The sequence below is a fragment of the Streptomyces sp. NPDC049879 genome (assembly GCF_044461265.1).
Lineage (GTDB): Bacteria > Actinomycetota > Actinomycetes > Streptomycetales > Streptomycetaceae > Streptomyces.
Genome location: NZ_JBITKT010000006.1, coordinates 400,543 through 417,169, shown reverse-complemented (window position 1 = coordinate 417,169; position 16,627 = coordinate 400,543). Strand labels below are relative to the sequence as shown.

Genomic DNA, 16,627 nt, shown 5'->3' with positions numbered 1-16,627 from the left:
TGCGGCGGGGGGTCAGGGCCTCCTGGCGCCCGGCACGGCGGGCGGCCCGCCGGGCTCGGGGCCGCCGGTCGGCCCGGCGGGCGGCGCGGGCTCCGACGGTTCCCCGGGCGTGCTCCCGCCGCCCGGCTCCTCGGGCGTCTCGGGTTCCTCCGGTTCGGCGGGCTCCTCAGGGGCGGACGGCTCCGCCGGTTCCGAGGACTCCTCCTCGGGCTCCTCCGGCGCCTCGGACTCCGCCGGCTCCTCGCCGCCGTCCTCCTCGGGCCCCGGCGACGGCCGCCCGCCGCCCTCGTCGGGCGCCCGGCCGCGTTCCGGACCACGGGGACGCAGCTCGGGGTCCGGCTGCCGCGACCGCAGCGAGAAGTCCCGCTCCTCCTCGCCCTCCAGGGCCTCCGCCGTGTACCGCGCCCAGATCCGCGCCGGGAAGCCGCCGCCGCTGATGCGCTCCTCGCCCCGCACCCCGTACAGCTCCTTCTGCTCGCCGGAGACCGGGTCCTGGCCGAAGACGGCGACGACCGTGGCGAGTTGCGGCGTGTACCCCGCGAACCAGGCGGCCTTGTCGTCCTCCGCCGTGCCCGTCTTGCCCGCCGCCGGGCGGCCCGCCGCCTGGGCCGCCGCGCCCGTGCCGACGCGTACGACGTCCAGGAGCACCTCGGTCGTGCCGTCCGCCGCCTCGCGGGAGATCGCACGGTCGGGGTCGCGGTGCGGGAGGTCCACCTTCTCGCCGTTGCGCGTGACCTCGGCGATCAGCGTCACCTCGCGGTGCAGGCCGTGCCGGGCGAGGGTGGCGTACGCGTTGGCCACGTGCACGGTGCTCGGGGTCGCCGTGCCGAGGGAGATGGAGCCCTGCGCCGAGTCGAGGCCCGGGGTGTTGTCCGGGATGCCGAGGGCCACGGCCGTCTCCTTGACGCGGTCGGGGCCGACGTCCTCGCCCATCTGGGCGAAGACCGCGTTGACCGACTGGTCCATGGCCTCGGCGACGGTGATGGTGCCGTAGTCCTCCTCGTTCTCGTTCTCCGGGGCCCAGCCGGTCGGTTCGCCGTCGCGGCCGATCACCTTGCGCCCGCTGTCGCCGTCGTACTCCGTGCGCGGGCCGATGCGGTCGCCGTCCTCCGTCTCGGAACGCCGGTCGAGCGCCGCCGCGTAGACGAACGGCTTGAACGTCGAGGCCGCCTGGTAGTCGCGGCGCGTCGCGTTGTTGACGAACTGCTCGGTGTAGTCGCGGCCGCCGTACATCGCCACGACCTCGCCGCTCGCCACGTCCACCGACGTGGCGCCCACCCGGGCGTAGCGGTCGGGGGCGCTGTCCATGTCGAGCCCGTCGAGGAACGTCTCCTCCACCGCGCGCGCCAACTGGTCCTGCCGGTCGGGGTCGATGGTGGTGCGCACGCGGTAGCCGCCGTCGCGCAGGTCGCGCTCCTCCGCGACGCCGTTGGCCCGCAGGTACCCGGCGGCGGCCTCGACCAGGTAGCCGCGCTCGCCCGACAGCTGGTCGGTGGCGATCTCGTCCGGCTCGGGGAACTCCAGGTCCTCGCGCCGCGACTTCTTCAGCCAGCCCTCCTTGACCATGCCGTCGAGCACGTAGTCCCAGCGGGCCACGGCGCGGTCGCGGTTCTCCGGGTCGGCGCGCACGTCGTAGGCGCCCGGCGCGTTGAGCAGCGCCGCCAGGTAGGCGCCCTCGGCGGTGTCGAGGTCCTTGGCCTGCTTGCCGAAGTAGGCGCGCGCGGCGGCCTGGATGCCGTACGCGTTCCGGCCGAAGTAGCTGGTGTTGAGGTAGCCCTGGAGGATGTCGTCCTTGCTCTCCTCGCGGCCCAGCTTCACCGCGATGACCAGCTCCTTCGCCTTGCGCCCGAGGGTCTGCCGCTGGTCCAGGTAGTAGTTCTTCACGTACTGCTGCGTGATCGTCGAGCCGGACTGCTTGCCCTCGCCGCGCACCATGTTCCACACCGCGCGGGCCATGGCGCGCACGTCCACGGGCGGGTCGTCGTAGAAGCTGCGGTCCTCGGCGGCCAGGACGGCGCGGCGCACGGTCAGCGGCACCTCGTCCAGCGACACGTTCTCCCGGTTCACCTCGCCCGCCACGGCGATCTCCGAGCCGTCCGCGTACAGGTAGACGTTGCTCTGCGCCGCTGCCGCCGCCTTGGGCTCGGGGATGTCCACCAGGAAGTACATGGTCACCAGGCCGCCCATGGCGAGCAGGACCACCAGCAGGACGGTGCCCAGGGCCCCGCGCCAGGTGGGCACCAGGCGCCGCCAGCCGCGCCGTCGCCCGGGGGACGCGGCGGCGCGCCGCGAGGGCCACCGCCCCCAGCGGGCGGCGCGGCCCGTGGGTCCCGGGTCCGGCGCTGCCCGCCCGTCGCTGTCGTCGCTCATGGCTGCCGTCACGCCTCCCGCACGGTGCGTCCGCCCGCCGTCGCGGTCCGTGAGAACCACTCTGGCACCGGGCGCGCCGAACCCCCCGTGCGGTTCCCCCGTCCGGGGACCGGCTCACCCGGAAGGGGGGCGCCAGGGCCCGTCCGGCGCGCCTTGCCCGTCCCATGGCGCCTGCCGCCGCGGTCCGGGCGCTGGTGGCGCACCGCGTCCGGGGAGTGTGGTGCGGGCGGCTGGAGCGGTCGTGCCTACCGGCCTCGTCCAGCTGCCGGTAGGGGCCCGCCCATCGGGCGGCGGCGGGAGGTGAGGGTCCTCACCCGAGCGAGCGTCCGGCACGCGTGTCACCGACGTCCCGGGACGACACACCTCAGAGCGTGCGGTCGGCGCCCTGGGCGAGCCGGGCCAGGTCCACGGCCTCGGCCATCGCGCGGAAGCCCGCGTCGCTGGGGTGCAGCCCGTCGCCCGAGTCGTAGCGCGGCAGCAGGCGGTGGGGGCGGGCGGGGTCGCGCAGGACGCGGTCGAGGTCGAGGACGACGTCGAAGACGCCGCCCGCGCGGATGCGGGCGTTCACCTGCTGCCTGACGCGTTCGATCGCCACGGCCTCGTCGCGGTCCCAGTCGAACGGCGTGAGCGTCGCGCCCACCACGTGCAGCCCGGCGGCGCGCGCCTCCTCGGCGAGCCGGGTGAGGCCCGCGACGACGACGTCCGGGTCGGTCACGTGCGGGCTGATGATCAGGTCATTGATGCCCAGCTGGAGGACGAGCGTGCGGGCGCCCTCCTCGTGCAGGACGTCGGCGCCGAGCCGCCGTTCCCCGCTCGCCCCGTAGAACAGGCGGTCGAACGGGGCGTCGAACAGTAGCCGGTTCCCGCTGATGCCCTGGTTGAGCACCGCCATCCTGGGCGCGCCCGGCTCGTCGCGCAGCCGGGCGGCGAGGAAGTCGGTCCAGCGGCGGTCGGTGTCCGGCGTGGACGTCACGCCGTCGGTCAGCGAGTCGCCGAGGACGACGACGGCGCCGTCCGCGTAGGGCGTGAAGACCTGGACGCCGGTCACGTAGCGCCAGTGCTGCGTCGTCTCCGTGTACGCGGCGCCGCTCTCGTCGCCTGCCAGGTCGCCGATCGCCGCGTAGCCGGTCTGCTGGGCGATGCGGTGGTACGTCACCGGTCCCGACGGGTCGGGCGCGTACACCGTGACCAGCAGGTGGGCCGCCGCCGGGACGTCGAGGTCCACGGGGTCGCTGACCGCCGTCTCACCGGCCGGGACGGTCACCGAGGCGCCGCCGCCGAACGTCAGCCGCCGCATCGTGCCGGGGCGCGCCGCGGGGCCGCGGTCCGCCGCGAGGGCCACCGTGACGTCCGTGAACGTCACGGGGCGCGTCCCGTACTGGTTGGTCAGCTCGACGCGCGCCCGGCTGCCGCCGACCGACGCCGCCACCACGTTCCGCAGCGACCTGCCGGGCAGCCCGTCGCGCGTCCCCGGCTCCGCGCCGGAGGCCGCCCCCGACCACGTCCCCACCCACTCGCCGCTCGCCGCGGGCCGCGCGCCGGGCGCGGGCACCGCCTCGGGCGCCGGGGCCGCCGCCACGTCCCGCCGGGTGTCCCGGCCCGCGCCGACGGCCACGAGGACGCCGAGCAGGACGGCCAGCAGGCCCGCGAGCAGGGCGAATCCCCACCGTGCTCTCACCACTCCCACCGGCATATCGTCCCACGATCGGACGAGCCCGGCTCACTCGGCCGGAGGACACGGCCGCCCCGTACGGCGTACCCGCCCCGTTCGCCCCGCCGGGACGGGACAATCGGAAGCATGGACGAGACAACGGCGCTCAGCCCCGGCGACGCCGCCCGCGCGAGCGGACTGCGGCGCATGAAATCGGTCGCGACGGGGCTGCTGCTCCTGGTGACGGTGGTGTACGCGCTCGCGACCTGGGCGGAGCACCAGGGGGCGGGCGCCTGGGCGGGGTACGTCGCGTCCGCCGCGGAGGCCGGGATGGTCGGCGCGCTCGCCGACTGGTTCGCCGTCACCGCGCTCTTCCGGCACCCGCTGGGGCTGCCCATCCCGCACACCGCGATCATCCCCACCAAGAAGGACCAGCTCGGCCAGTCGCTCGGCGACTTCGTCGGCGAGAACTTCCTGGCCGCCGACGTCGTCCGCGAGCGGCTCGCCGGCATCGGCATCGCGGGCCGCCTCGGCGCCTGGCTCGCCCGCCCCGAGAACGCCGACCGCGTCACCGCCGAACTGGCCACCGCCGTGCGCGGCGGCCTCACCGTCCTGCGCGACGCCGACGTCCAGGCCGTCCTCGGCGAGGCCATCACCCGCCGCGTCGACTCCGCCGAGGTCGCCCCGCACCTCGGCCGCCTGCTGGAGCGCACCGTCGCCGACGGCGGGCACCGCCGCACCGTGGACCTCTTCGTCGGCCAGGCGCACGACTGGCTGGTCAAGCACCGCGACGCCGTCCTCACCGCCGTCGAGGGCGGCGCGCCCGGCTGGACCCCGCGCTTCGTGGACCGCCGCGTCGGCGACCGCGTCCACCGCGAACTCCTGCGCTTCGTCACCGAGATGCGCGACGCGCCCGACCACCCGGCGCGCACGGCGCTCGACCGCTTCCTCACCGACTTCGCCCGCAGGCTCCAGGACGACGAGGAGACCCGCGCCCGCGTCGAGAGCCTCAAGTCCGAACTGCTCGCCCGCCCCGAGATCCAGGACCTCATCGCCTCCGCCTGGGCCAATGTGCGCGCCATGATCATGACCGCCGCCGAGGACGAGCGCAGCGCCCTGCGGCTGCGCGCCCGCGCCGCCGTACTGGCCGCCGGGAACCGGCTGGTGACGGACGCGCGGCTGCGCGCCAAGCTCGACGGCTGGGTCACCGACGCCGTCGTGTACGTCGTCTCCGGCTACCGCGCCGAGATCACGTCCCTCATCAGCGACACCGTCTCCTCCTGGGACGCGCGCACCACCTCGCGCAAGATCGAGCTGCACATCGGCCGCGACCTCCAGTTCATCCGGCTCAACGGCACCGTCATCGGCGCGCTCGCCGGGCTCGCCATCCACACCGTCACCCGACTGCTCGGCGGCTGAGGGCCGGTAGGATGAGCCGCCGGGCGGCCGTGATGGAACTGGCAGTCATGCTGGGTTTAGGTCCCAGTGCGCTCGCGCGCGTGAGGGTTCGAATCCCTCCGGCCGCACCACCCGTCCCCCCGGGTAGCGTGGGCATCGCAAGGCGACCTGCTTCCCGCGTTCCTCCAGGAGGATCGAGCACATGGCAACCACACGCACCGCGACGACGAACTGGGAAGGCCCCCTGATGGGAGGCTCGGGCACCGTCGCCCTCGACTCCTCGGGCGTCGGCTCGTTCGACGTCACCTGGGCGTCCAGGGCGGAGGACCCGAACGGCAGGACCAGCCCCGAGGAACTGATCGCCGCGGCCCACTCGTCCTGCTTCTCCATGGCGCTCTCGCACGGCCTCGCCGGGGCCGGCACGCCGCCCGAGACGGTGCAGACCCAGGCCGACGTCACGTTCCAGCCGGGCGAGGGCATCACCGGCATCGTGCTGCGCGTCAAGGCGCGCGTGCCCGGCCTGTCCGCCGAGGACTTCCAGGCGGCGGCCGAGAACGCCAAGGCCAACTGCCCCGTCAGCAAGGCCCTGGCGGGCGCGCCCATCTCGCTGGAGGCCGAACTGCTGGCCTGACCCGGCCCGTCCGCCCGCCCGGCGCCGCGCTCCCCGTCCCGGGGGGCGCGGCGCCGTCGCGTTTCGGGAACGTTCGGGCACCCTCCGCCGTTGCTGCTGGTAGATTCCGAACTTCCCGGTGGGCGCCGGGCGTTCACCGACCGGGGGGCCGTATGGACATCGAACTCGCCGACCTGCTCGCCTCTCTGAGGTCCGAGATCGGCCGGGCGCGGCTCGACGCGGAGGGCGCGGACGTCCGCTTCCGCATCGATTCGATCGACCTCGAACTCCAGGTCGCCGTCGAGCGCACCGCGGAGGCGGACGCGGGCGTGCGCTTCTGGGTCGTCTCGCTCGGCGGCAAGGGCGCCGCGAAGTCCGCCGAGACGCACGTCGTGCGGATAGGCCTGTCCGCCGAGACCGCCGCCGGGGGCGCCGTGCTGACCGGCGACGACGTGTCCGGCCTCCTCGCCGGAGACTGACCGGGGGATGGGCCCGTTCGACCTCGCCCGCGTCGCCGAGGTGGTCGTCGGGCAGGGCGCCTCCTACGGCTCCGGGTACCGCCTCGGCTCCCGGCTCGTCCTGACGGCGGCCCACCTCTTCGACCGCGCCGGCGGCACGGGCGGCGGGGAGACGGCCTGCGCCGTCCACCTCGGCGGGGACGCCACCGGCCTGCCCGGCACCCTCGTGTGGCGCGGCGACGGGCACGACATCGCCCTCGTCCGCCTCGGCGGGGACGCCCCGCCCGGCACCGTCCCGCCCGTCGCCCTCGGCGCGCTGCGCGGCGGCGTGGGCCGCGTCCCGTTCACCGCCGTCGGCTTCCCCGCGTTCGCGCAGCGCCCCGCGTCCGGCGCGGTCACCGGGCTGCGGCGGCGGGACAGCCGCCAGATCGACGGCTTCGTCCAGCTCGGATCCAACGTCAAGTCGGGCCTGCTCGACCTGTCCGTCACCTCGGCGCCGCCCCTGCCCGCGGCGCCGGGCAGGGGCGACCCGTGGCAGGGCATGTCGGGCGCCGCCCTGTTCGTCCGCGACGGGACGCTCCTCGTCGGCGTGCAGAGCGGCCGCCTGCCCGCCGCCGGGACGGGCGGCGCGGAGGCCGTGGCGCTCGCCGCCGCCCTGGACGACCCGGCGTTCACGGACCAGCTGGTCCAGGACGGCGTACGCCCCCTGCCGGTGCCGGTCGACCCGCCGGAGCGGCCCGCCCGCGACCCGCTCGCCGCCGTGCTGCCGCAGCAGGAGGTGGTCGAGGGCCTCGGCGACTTCGGCAGGAACCTCACGCCGGAGCGGCTGCCGTTCGTCAGCCCGGGCAGCACCCACGACGCCGACCCCGACGTCCTGTTCCGCCGCCTCGTCGCCTCCGCCGACCGGGGCGTGCTGCTGGTGGGCGCGGCCGGGACGGGCAAGACCCGTACGTGCATGGAGGTCGGCAGCAGGGCGCTGGCCGCCGGGTGGCGCGTGCTGCACGTCCTGCCGGGCGAGGACGCGTCGGTCACCGACGAGGTGGCCGAGCGGGTGTTCGCCGAGCCGGGGCCCGTGCTGGTCGTCGTGGACTACCTCAACGAGTCGCTGCTCGACCTGCCCGCGCTGCGGCACCGCCTCATCCCGGAGGCGCACCGCCGGGGCGTGCCCGTCGCGCTGCTGGCGTCCGTACGGCCCGGCTGGCTGCGGCGGGCCGACCGCGCGCTGCTGCACGAGCTGTTCGACGAGGTCGCGCTGCGGCAGGACGAGGCGTTCCAGCAGAAGGTGACCGACCGGGCGCTGAGCACCGTCGCCCGCGAGGCCGTGGACAAGCTCGGCATGGACTGGATGCTGTCGGTCTGCGGGCGCCGCCCCATCGTCGCCCTGCTGATCGCCCAGGAGATCGAACGCCGCGTCGCCGCCGGGCGGCCCGTCCCCGCCACGATGGGGCTGCGCTCGGGCGGCGAGCTGGCCGCCTGGCTGGAACGCAGGCTGCGCGAGGACGGCCTGGCCGTCGAGGGCGGCGGAGACGCGTTCACGCCCGCGCGCGCCTCGCCCGCGCTGGTCGCGGCGGCGGCGGCCGTGGCCGCCTGCCCGCAGCAGCGCACGGAGGTGACCGCCGCCGCGCGCGCCGCCCTGGCCGGGGCCCCGGAGGGCTCCCCGGCGGCGGAGGACATCGTCGCCACGCTGGTCTCCCTGCGCTGGCTCGAACCGGGCGGCCCCTCGGACACCGCCCTGTCCGTGGCGCACGACCTGGTGACCGACCAACTGGTCCACTCCGTCGTCCTCCCCGAGCCCGGCGCCGCCCCCGACCGCGCGAACGCCGACGCCCTCCTCGCCGGCTGCCTCACCCACCCGCGCACGCTGGGCCGTTACGCCGTCACCCTCGGACGGCTCGTCAACGACCTCGCGCTCGCCGGGAGCGACGGGCGGATCACGCCCGTGCTCGACGCCTGGTTCGCCGGGCACACCGCCGGGATCGGCCGCCTCGTGCGGACGGACAGCGACGTCGGCGGCTACGCGCTCGGCGCCCTGTGCTCGGGCCCGCCCTGGTCGGCCGCCGCCGTGCGCGGCTGGGACCAGGTCGTGACGCCGTGGCTGACCGACTTCGGCACCGGCCCGAACGCCCGCCACCTCCTCTACAAGGGCCTGCGCTACCTGCCCGCCGAGGGCGCGCCGCTGCTGGTCCCCACCGCGCTCGCCTGGCTCGTGCGCAACGGGCACGCGCTGCACGCCAGCTTCGTCCTCGGCCCGCTGCTGTTCCGCACCGACCTCGCCCCCGCGGACGCCGCCCGCGCCGTCCGCACCGCCCACTCGTGGCTCGACGTCCACGGCACGGCGGTGGAGGCGCGCTTCGTCCACGGGCCGCTGCTGACGCGCGCCGACCCCGACTCGCCGGAGGCGGCGGCGGCCGTCGCCGGGGCGCTCGCCTGGCTGGAGACGTACGGCGGCGCGGGCGACGCGCAGCATGTCCTCGGGCCGCTGCTGCTGCGCCCCGACCTGACGCCGCAGGACGCGGAACGGGCCGTCGCCACCGCGTTCGCCTGGCTCGGCGCGCGCCCGGGCGGCGGTGGCTGGCAGTACGTGCTGGCGCCGCTGCTGGCACGGGCGGGCCTGCCGCCCGGCGAGGCGGAGCGCGCCCGTGCGCTCGCGTTCGCCTGGCTGGAGGGCCACGGCGCCACCGACGGGAGCCAGTTCGTCCTGCGGCCCCTCCTGATGCGCGCCGACCTGACGGCGCGGGAGGCGCGGACGGCGGTCGGCACGGCCCTGGCGTGGCTGGAGGAGGAGGGCGAGGCGGGCGACGCCCAGTTCGTGCTGGCGCCGCTGCTGGCACGGGCCGACCTGACGCCCGGGGAGGCGGCGCGCGCCGTCGCGCGCGCCCGCGCCTGGCTCACGGTCCACGGCGCCCTGCCGCCCGCCACCTTCGTCCTGCGCCCGCTGCTCGCCCGCGCCGACCTCGGCCCAGGCGACGCCGAACACGTCGTCGGCACGGCCCTCGGCTGGCTGCGCGAGCGCACCGACACCACCGAGGCGCAGTTCGTCCTGGCGCCGCTGCTGGCACGCGCCGACCTCGGGCGCAGCCGGTCCGCGCGCGCCGTCGGGACGGCGCTGGCCTGGCTGGAGCGGCACGGCGACGTCGCGGAGGCGCAGTTCGTCCTCGCCGCGCTGCTGGCCCGCACCGACCTGCCACCCGCCGACGCGGCGGCGGCCAACCGCGCGGCCCTCGCCTGGCTCGACGGCCACGGCGACCACGCCGACGCGGGGTTCGTCCTGCGCCCGCTGCTCGTCAGGGACGACCTCGCCGCGGACGACGCCCGCCTGGTCGCGGACCGCGCCCTCACCTGGGCGCGCGGCCACGCCCACCGTGCCGACGCCGACTTCCTCCTCGGCGCCCTGCTGCGGCACCTGCGGCGCGAGGACGTCCCGCCGGACGTCATCGGCCTGGTCGACACCTGGGTCACCGAGCACCTGCCCGAGGGCGACTTCACCTACCTCAGCAAGTGGGTGCTGCGCAGGCGGCTGATGAGCCCCGCCGTCTTCGACGCCCTGCTCACCTGGTGCCGCACCCACGGGGACAGCGACGACCTGTTCCACCGGATGGCGGGCGCCGGACCCGCCGTCGCCCCGTACATCCGCCGCACGGACCGGGCGTACCGCTGGCTCGACGCGGTGGAGGCCTGCCTCGACCTGGCGGAACAGCGCGGCCCCGCGGCGAACGTCGACGGCGTCCTCGACACGATCATCTGCAACCTCGCGGACTGCTTCACCGCCGGTATCGCCGCCGCCCGCGCCGACGACCACATCCAGCGCTGGGCGGCCCTCCCGTTCGCGATGAACCCGTCGGTCTTCGTGTACAAGGCGCAGATCGTCCGCCGCTGCCACGCCCTGATCCTCTCGGGCCGCTACGACCCGCCCACCGCCGAAGCCCTGGCCCGCCGCCTGCACACGTGGATCTCCCGCTGGCACACGTACACCGAGCGCACATCACTCCTGGCCTACATCACGACGCACATGCTGCCCGCCGAGGACTGACCCAACTCGACTGCGCCGCCGGGTGGTTATGCTGCCGCCATGGCCTGGTTCACCCTGCTGAGCGCCGTGGTCGGCGCACTGATCGCCACCGGGTCCACCGCCTTCCTGGAGCAGCGCCGCTGGCGCCGCGACCGGCACGACCAGGGCCAGACGCTGCGCAGGGAGCTGTACGGCGCGTACCTGGCGCAGCTGTCGGCCACCAGGAACGACTTCCGCAGCCTCGCGCGCGACGAGGCCGCCACCGTCCCCGAACGGGCCGCGACCGCCCGCGACAGCTTCGCCCCCTGCTACGGCCTGCGCTACCAGGTCGCCGTCACCGCGCCCGCCGCCGTCGTCACGGCCTCGGAGGCGACGTTCCGCCGCCTGCGCGACATGCGCGAGACCGTCTCCGACGGCACCCTGGCGGGCGAAACGCCCTACGACCGCGCCGGGGGCCACTACGAGGACGCACTGGCACTGCTGCGCACAACCATGCGCACCGACCTCGGCGCGGACCTCTCACCGTGAGGGATCACGCGTGTACGCGGTGTGTGTGCCTTGGTGTCTGTCCGGAGGCGCACCGGCCATGAAGGCGGGTGGGACTTCGAGCGAGTCGATATAACGAGGAAGTTGTATGCTGGCAGGGTAATATTGCATCAGGGGAAGGCAAGGACGCCAGATGGCCTGGGAGATCGTTGTCGTCGAGCCGGCCCTGTCGTGGCTGCACACGCTTCGGCGCACCGATCGGCACACTCTGATACAGGTCAGCGAGGCGATCGGAGCGCTGCGGGAAGAGGGGCCTGCCTTGGGGCGGCCTCTTGTGGACACGATCAAAGGATCGCGTCTGCCGAATCTCAAAGAGCTTCGCCCCGGGTCGGCCGGCGCCAGCGAGGTACGGCTGCTGTTCGTCTTCGACCCTGACAGGCAGGCCGTCATCCTGGTCGGGGGTGACAAGGCCGGCAATTGGTCCGGCTGGTACCGGAAGGCCGTCCCGCGGGCGGAAGAGGCGTATGCACAGCATCTGGAACGCATCGAATGAAAGGACGGGAGCGATGGCACCGGACCACTCGAAAGATCCGCAGGCCGTTTCCTGGGACAGGCTCACCGAGGAGTTCGGCTTCACCGACGCCGAGAAGGAGCAGATCGCCCGCGGCGCTCAGCGGATGATCACCGCTTCCCGTGTGCATCGGCTCGCCGAGGTCCGGAAGCGCCAGCACACCACACAGGTGGAGGTCGCGCGGGCGATGGGTGTCACGCAGGCGCGGGTGTCCCGCATCGAGAAGGGGCAGGTGGAGCGCAGCGAGGTCGAGACTCTGGCCGCCTATGTCAAAGCCCTCGGTGGCAAGCTCAAGCTCGTCGCCGACTTCGGCGACGAGTCCTACGTCGTCGGCTGACGCCACCGCGGGTGGGCGGTGTAGCAGACTGCGACCGTACGGGTCCCGTCGCCGCAGGGAGGGTGGGGCCGATGAGCCGGTGTGAGGAGTGGTCGCGTGTCCGTGGTGAAGATCAACGTGCTGACGGTGCCCGAGGAGCGGCGGGAGGAGCTGGAGAAGCGGTTCGGGGCGCGGGCCGGGATGGTCGAGGGGGAGGACGGCTTCGAGTGGTTCGAGCTGCTGCGGCCTGTCGAGGGCACGGACCAGTACCTCGTGTACACCCGCTGGCGCAGCGAGGAGGACTTCCAGAAGTGGTTCGACGGGTCCATGCGGCAGGCGCACCAGGGCGGCGGCCAGCGGCCCGCCGCCGCGGGGGCGACGCTGTGGTCCTTCGACGTCGTGCAGCAGGCGGCGCCCAGGAAGGGCTGACGGGCGGTCAGCGCGCCGTGCGCCAGGCGGCCTCGAACGTGTCGGCGGGGATCTCCAGCGGCGCGAGGTCCGGGTCGTAGAGGTCGCTCGGCGGATTGAACAGCCAGTCGTCGGGCCCCGAGCGCACGCCCTCGCCCGAGGGGGCGATCTCGATCTGGCGCAGGCGGCGTCCGTCCGGGCCGAGTTCGCACAGGTGGACCGCGCCCGCGTCGCCCTCCATGCGCAGGTGGACGCGGTCGCGGCCGGCCAGGGCGCCGAAGCCGGGCCGGTCGCGCTGGGCGTCGCGTGTCGCCCGGAAGGACGACAGCGGATTGGGGTGCGGCGCGTCGAGGTCCACCTCGGGCAGCGGCGCGTCCAGGGCGCGTGCCCAGCTCAGCACCCGTTCGGACGTCACGACCTCGACCTCGGCGCAGGCGAGCACGACGGCCTCGGCGGAGGAGGCGCGCACCCACCACCACAGCGCGCCCATGCCGTAGTCGTGCGTGACCAGGAAGCGTTCCACCCGGGGAGCCTATCCGGCGCGCGGCTGAGCGGTTCCGGGGACGGGTAGGTACTTCCGAACTGCTGAGCGGAAGTGGTGGTGCGGATGAGGCGGCGCACGGTGATCGCGGGCGGGATCGGCCTGGCGGCGGCGGGGGTGGTGTCCGGGGGCCGTGCGGTGGCGCGGCAGCGGGCGGCGGACGGCACGTACGGCGAACTGCTCGACCGCTGGCGCGCCGTGCTCGTCGGGCCCGGCACGCCCGGCGGCCCGTACGCCGACGCGTACGCCCGCTCGGTCGCCGCGCAGGACCGTACCGCCGTCGCCCGGCTGGCCACGCTGCTCACCGCCGACGACGCCGCCTCGCCGTGGGCCGACCTGCCGCTCGGCGAGGACCCGGCGCTGTCCGCGAACGTCACCGCCGCCGCCGACCGCCTGCGGTCCATCGCCGTGGCCACCGCCACCCCCGGCGGACAGCTGTACGGGGACGCGGACGCCGCGGCCCGCGCCGCCGCCGGCTTCCGTGTCCTGTGGCGCGCCCGCTACCACGCCGGGCAGGCGCAGTACGGCAACTGGTGGGACTGGGAGATCGGCACCCCGCGCGCCCTGACCGACGCCCTGGCCCTCCTCGGCCCCGCCGTGGACGCCGCGACCGCGGCCGGACTCCTCGCCGCCGTCGACCACTTCGTCCCCGACCCGCGCCGCATGCTGCGCGGCGAACTGGAGTCCACGGGCGCCAACCGCGTGGACCTGTGCCGCGTCGTCGCCGTCCGGGGCGCGCTCGGCGCCGACGCGGAACGGCTCGCGCTGGCCGCCACGTCCCTTTCCGGGGTGCTGGACCCCGTGCCGGTGGGCGACGGCTTCCACGCCGACGGGTCGTTCATCATGCACACCTCGGTCGCCTATCCGGGGACCTACGGCGAGGTCCTCGTCCGCGGCATGGCCGAGCTGATGCGGCTGCTGGTGGACACCGAGTGGGACGTCGCCGCCCGCGAACGCACGCTGACGACGGCGGCGGTCGACCGCACGTTCATCCCCCTCACGCAGCGCGGCCTGATGCCCGACGCGCTGCGCGGGCGCGCCATCGCCCGGCACAACGCGACCGACGCCGACGACGGCTTCAAGCTGGCCGCCGACCTCCTCCTGCTCGCCGACGCCCTCCCGGCGGGCGAGGCGCCGGACGCCGCCCGGCTGCGCGGCACCGCCAAGGACTGGCTGACGCACAACACTTGGCGCGATCTCGCCGCCTGCCCTCCCGCCCAGGTCGCGCTGGCGGGTACGGTGCTCGCCGACGACGCGGTGGCCCCCCTGGGCGGGCCCCTCGGCCACTTCGGCTACGACAACATGGAGCGCTACGTCCACCGCCGCCCCGGCTGGGCGTACTACCTGTCGCTCAACTCCGACCGCGTCGCCCGCTACGAGTACATGAACGGCGAGAACGCCCACGGCTGGCACACCGGCGACGGCGCCTCCCTGCTCTTCACGGACGGCGACCCCTACCCGTACACCGACGCCTACTGGCCCACCTGCGACCCCAAACGCCTCGCGGGCACCACCGTGGACACCGCGCCGCTCCCCGTCGGGGCGGGCGGGGACAACGACCACGTGCCGCTGTCCGGCACCCGCTGGTCCGGCTCCGTACGGCTCGGCGACACCGCGCTCGCCGGCTGCGACCTGCGCGGTACGGACTCGACGCTGCGCGCCCGCCGCTCCTGGCTGTTCCTGGACGACGCCGTGCTCACCGCAGGGTCCGGCATCACCGCGACCGGCGGACGCCGCATCGAATCCGTCGTCGAACACCGCCAGCGCCCGGGCGCGTTCACTGTGGACGGCACACCCCAGCAGGACGCCCCCGGCGAGACACGCGCCCACCCCGGCGCACGCTGGGCGCACCTCGACGGGACGGGCGGCTACGTCTTCCTGCACCGCGCCGCGTCCGGCACGACGCGCAGCCTCCGCGAGGACCGCGAGGGCGCCTGGAGCGACATCCGGCAGGGCGGCCCGGCGGGGGGCCTGACACGGCGGTACCTGACGCTGTGGCACGACCACGGCACCGATCCGGCGGACGCGGCGTTCGCCGACCTGCTGCTGCCGGGCGCGTCCGCCGCAAGCACCGCCGAACGGGCCGCCGCCCCCGGCGTGGAGGTTCTGCGGCTCGACGGGGAGGGGCATGCCTTCCGGGCGGGGCAGGTCACGGCGGCGCTCTTTTTCACTGGGGGCACAGCCGCGGGGATCACCGTGGACGGCCCGTGCGCGGTCCTCGTGCGCGAGGGGGAGGGGACGCTGCGGGTGGCGGTCGCGGACCCGTCCCGTTCGGTACCGGCGGTCACCGTGCGGATCGCGGGCGCCGGACAGTACCGCGCGCTGCGGTCGGCGGACGCGGGGGTCACCGTCCTGGGCACGGGCCGCGCCGGACTGCGGCTGCGCGTGGAGACGGGCGGTACGCGGGGCGCGAGCCTCACCGCGGAGTTCACCACCGCCGGGGCACCGGCACGTACGGCGGATGTCGCGAAGATCGCCCCCGAAGCCGACGCCACGGTGCGCGGCGGGACGTACGCCGAACAGAACGACGGCACGGGCGATGTCCTGACAGTGCGCCACGCCCAGCAGGCCGACGACACCCGGCGCGCCTACCTCCGCTTCCGCCTGCGCGGCCACCACAGGGTCGAGCGCGCAGTGCTGTGGGTGTACGGCGCGATCCCCAAGGACCCGGACAGCAGGGCATCCGACATGCTGCACCACCCCCTGCGCGCCCATGCGACGGCCCACACCGCGCGCTGGGACGAACGCCGCATCACCTGGGACACCGCGCCCGCCCCCGGCGCGGCGCTGGGGGAAGGGCTGCTCACCACCTACCCCGACTGGACGGGCATCGACGTCACCGACGCCGTACGGGCCGCCGCCACACGGGGCGGCGGCGGGGACGTCACGCTCGTCCTGGCCCAGGACGCCGAGGGGCCCGCCATGCTGCTGGACAGCCGCACCAGCGGGACAGGCCACGCGCCCCGTCTTGCCGTCGTCACACGGTGAGGGACAGCAGCGTCGGCGCGGCCTGCCGGTTCAGCGCCTCGGCGGCCTTGCGCAGCCGGTGCGCCTGCCCGACCGGCAGCGACAGCGCGAGGCAGCCCACGGACGCCCCGGCCGTCAGCGGGACGGCCGCGCACAGCGTGCCGATCGCGTACTCCTGCAGGTCGAGGACCGGCATCGTCGCGGGCTGCCGGTCCAGCGCGCTCAGCAGGACGCGCGGGTCGGTGATGGTGCGGGAGGTGAGCCGGGCGGCCTTGTGGCGCGCCAGGTGGTCGCGGCGCCCGTCGTGGTCGAGCTGGCCCAGCAGGCACTTGCCGATCGCGGTGGCGTGCGCCGCCGACCTGAAGTCCACCCACTCGTTGACGGTCGGCAGCAGCGGGGCCTCGGAGGTGTGCGTCACCTCCAGCTCGCCGTCCGCGTACCGCCCGAGGTAGACCGCCGCGCCCACCGCGTCGCGCAGGGCGTCCAGCGCCTGCTGCAGCTTCTCCTGCCGCACCACGCGCCCGCCCTCGCCGCTGCCGCCGAGCCGCAGGAGCCCGTCACCCGGGACGTACCCGCCGTCCGGCAGGCGCCGGATGTACTCGTCGCGGTCGAGCAGCCGCAGCAGTTGGGCCAGCCGCGTGGGCGGGAGGCCGGTCCTGCTCGCCAGTTCGTCCTCGCGCAGGCCGTCGGGGTGCCCCGCTATCGTCTCCAGCAGCCTCATCGCGTGCCGCACGGAGTGGAACGGTGTGGTCCGCCCGCACGTGATCGCCACGTTCGCCTCCTGACAGCGCCGGTCCGGTGAGCGGCGGATTCCAGCGTAGCGACGAACGGCCGTCCGGACG

13 protein-coding genes, 1 tRNA gene and 1 pseudogene are annotated in these 16,627 nt (G+C 75.3%); 10 read left to right on the top strand and 5 right to left on the bottom strand.

The window, feature by feature from the left end:
• Window positions 1-12: 12 nt before the first annotated feature.
• From ACIBPC_RS22605 to ACIBPC_RS22595, 3 genes and pseudogenes are all read right to left on the bottom strand, one after another.
• Window positions 13-2,370, bottom strand: a complete 2,358-nt coding sequence (locus ACIBPC_RS22605; RefSeq protein ID WP_398847019.1) for a transglycosylase domain-containing protein — start codon at window positions 2,368-2,370, stop codon at window positions 13-15.
• A 181-nt stretch (window positions 2,371-2,551) separates the two neighbouring features.
• Window positions 2,552-2,674 (bottom strand): annotated as a pseudogene (locus ACIBPC_RS22600) (IS481 family transposase); the annotation flags it as partial.
• A gap of 60 nt (window positions 2,675-2,734) precedes the next feature.
• A complete protein-coding gene (locus tag ACIBPC_RS22595; protein WP_362961919.1) occupies window positions 2,735-4,048 on the bottom strand; it encodes a GDSL-type esterase/lipase family protein in 1,314 nt (437 codons plus the stop codon).
• 15 nt (window positions 4,049-4,063) lie between these two features.
• Between ACIBPC_RS22595 and ACIBPC_RS22590 the strand changes: the two genes are divergently transcribed.
• The 9 genes from ACIBPC_RS22590 to ACIBPC_RS22550 all read left to right on the top strand — a co-directional run bounded on the left by ACIBPC_RS22590 (window position 4,064) and on the right by ACIBPC_RS22550 (window position 12,298).
• Window positions 4,064-5,440: a DUF445 domain-containing protein gene (locus ACIBPC_RS22590; RefSeq protein ID WP_398847166.1), complete on the top strand. Its 1,377-nt coding sequence runs from the start codon at window positions 4,064-4,066 to the stop codon at window positions 5,438-5,440.
• 23 nt (window positions 5,441-5,463) lie between these two features.
• Window positions 5,464-5,550, top strand: a tRNA-Leu gene (locus tag ACIBPC_RS22585).
• Window positions 5,551-5,621: 71 nt separating this feature from the next.
• Complete coding sequence (locus tag ACIBPC_RS22580) at window positions 5,622-6,050, top strand: OsmC family protein (RefSeq protein WP_362961790.1); 429 nt, start codon at window positions 5,622-5,624, stop codon at window positions 6,048-6,050.
• Window positions 6,051-6,202: 152 nt separating this feature from the next.
• Window positions 6,203-6,508, top strand: a complete 306-nt coding sequence (locus tag ACIBPC_RS22575; protein WP_362961788.1) for a trypco2 family protein — start codon at window positions 6,203-6,205, stop codon at window positions 6,506-6,508.
• Window positions 6,509-6,515: 7 nt separating this feature from the next.
• Window positions 6,516-10,517: a trypsin-like peptidase domain-containing protein gene (locus ACIBPC_RS22570; RefSeq protein ID WP_398847017.1), complete on the top strand. Its 4,002-nt coding sequence runs from the start codon at window positions 6,516-6,518 to the stop codon at window positions 10,515-10,517.
• A 39-nt stretch (window positions 10,518-10,556) separates the two neighbouring features.
• Window positions 10,557-11,024: a hypothetical protein gene (locus tag ACIBPC_RS22565; protein ID WP_398847015.1), complete on the top strand. Its 468-nt coding sequence runs from the start codon at window positions 10,557-10,559 to the stop codon at window positions 11,022-11,024.
• Window positions 11,025-11,175: 151 nt separating this feature from the next.
• Window positions 11,176-11,535, top strand: a complete 360-nt coding sequence (locus ACIBPC_RS22560; protein ID WP_398847013.1) for a type II toxin-antitoxin system RelE/ParE family toxin — start codon at window positions 11,176-11,178, stop codon at window positions 11,533-11,535.
• A gap of 13 nt (window positions 11,536-11,548) precedes the next feature.
• Window positions 11,549-11,890: a helix-turn-helix domain-containing protein gene (locus ACIBPC_RS22555; protein ID WP_398847011.1), complete on the top strand. Its 342-nt coding sequence runs from the start codon at window positions 11,549-11,551 to the stop codon at window positions 11,888-11,890.
• 96 nt (window positions 11,891-11,986) lie between these two features.
• Entirely contained in the window at window positions 11,987-12,298 is a 312-nt protein-coding gene (locus ACIBPC_RS22550; protein ID WP_362961780.1) for an antibiotic biosynthesis monooxygenase, read from the top strand.
• 7 nt (window positions 12,299-12,305) lie between these two features.
• Here ACIBPC_RS22550 and ACIBPC_RS22545 read toward each other — a convergent pair whose 3' ends face one another.
• Window positions 12,306-12,800 (bottom strand): hypothetical protein, encoded by a 495-nt coding sequence (locus tag ACIBPC_RS22545; protein ID WP_398847009.1) that lies wholly within the window; start codon window positions 12,798-12,800, stop codon window positions 12,306-12,308.
• A gap of 84 nt (window positions 12,801-12,884) precedes the next feature.
• Here ACIBPC_RS22545 and ACIBPC_RS22540 point away from each other — a divergent pair, with 84 nt between their 5' ends.
• Window positions 12,885-15,806: a polysaccharide lyase family 8 super-sandwich domain-containing protein gene (locus tag ACIBPC_RS22540; RefSeq protein WP_398847007.1), complete on the top strand. Its 2,922-nt coding sequence runs from the start codon at window positions 12,885-12,887 to the stop codon at window positions 15,804-15,806.
• On the opposite strand, the gene ACIBPC_RS22535 is transcribed toward ACIBPC_RS22540, so the two are convergent.
• On the bottom strand, window positions 15,796-16,557 hold the full coding sequence (locus ACIBPC_RS22535) for an IclR family transcriptional regulator C-terminal domain-containing protein (RefSeq protein WP_362961774.1): 762 nt from the start codon (window positions 16,555-16,557) through the stop codon (window positions 15,796-15,798). The two genes, ACIBPC_RS22540 and ACIBPC_RS22535, sit on opposite strands and share 11 nt — an antisense overlap.
• Window positions 16,558-16,627: the final 70 nt, after the last annotated feature.

Excerpts from the sequence above, each read along its gene's own strand:
- ACIBPC_RS22575 (WP_362961788.1), top strand. The coding sequence starts at position 6,203 with ATGGACATCGAACTCGCCGACCTGCTCGCCTCTCTGAGGTCCGAGATC.
- ACIBPC_RS22605 (WP_398847019.1), bottom strand. The coding sequence starts at position 2,370 with ATGAGCGACGACAGCGACGGGCGGGCAGCGCCGGACCCGGGACCCACG.
- ACIBPC_RS22540 (WP_398847007.1), top strand. The coding sequence starts at position 12,885 with ATGAGGCGGCGCACGGTGATCGCGGGCGGGATCGGCCTGGCGGCGGCG.
- ACIBPC_RS22580 (WP_362961790.1), top strand. The coding sequence starts at position 5,622 with ATGGCAACCACACGCACCGCGACGACGAACTGGGAAGGCCCCCTGATG.
- ACIBPC_RS22565 (WP_398847015.1), top strand. The coding sequence starts at position 10,557 with ATGGCCTGGTTCACCCTGCTGAGCGCCGTGGTCGGCGCACTGATCGCC.
- ACIBPC_RS22560 (WP_398847013.1), top strand. The coding sequence starts at position 11,176 with ATGGCCTGGGAGATCGTTGTCGTCGAGCCGGCCCTGTCGTGGCTGCAC.
- ACIBPC_RS22570 (WP_398847017.1), top strand. The coding sequence starts at position 6,516 with ATGGGCCCGTTCGACCTCGCCCGCGTCGCCGAGGTGGTCGTCGGGCAG.
- ACIBPC_RS22555 (WP_398847011.1), top strand. The coding sequence starts at position 11,549 with ATGGCACCGGACCACTCGAAAGATCCGCAGGCCGTTTCCTGGGACAGG.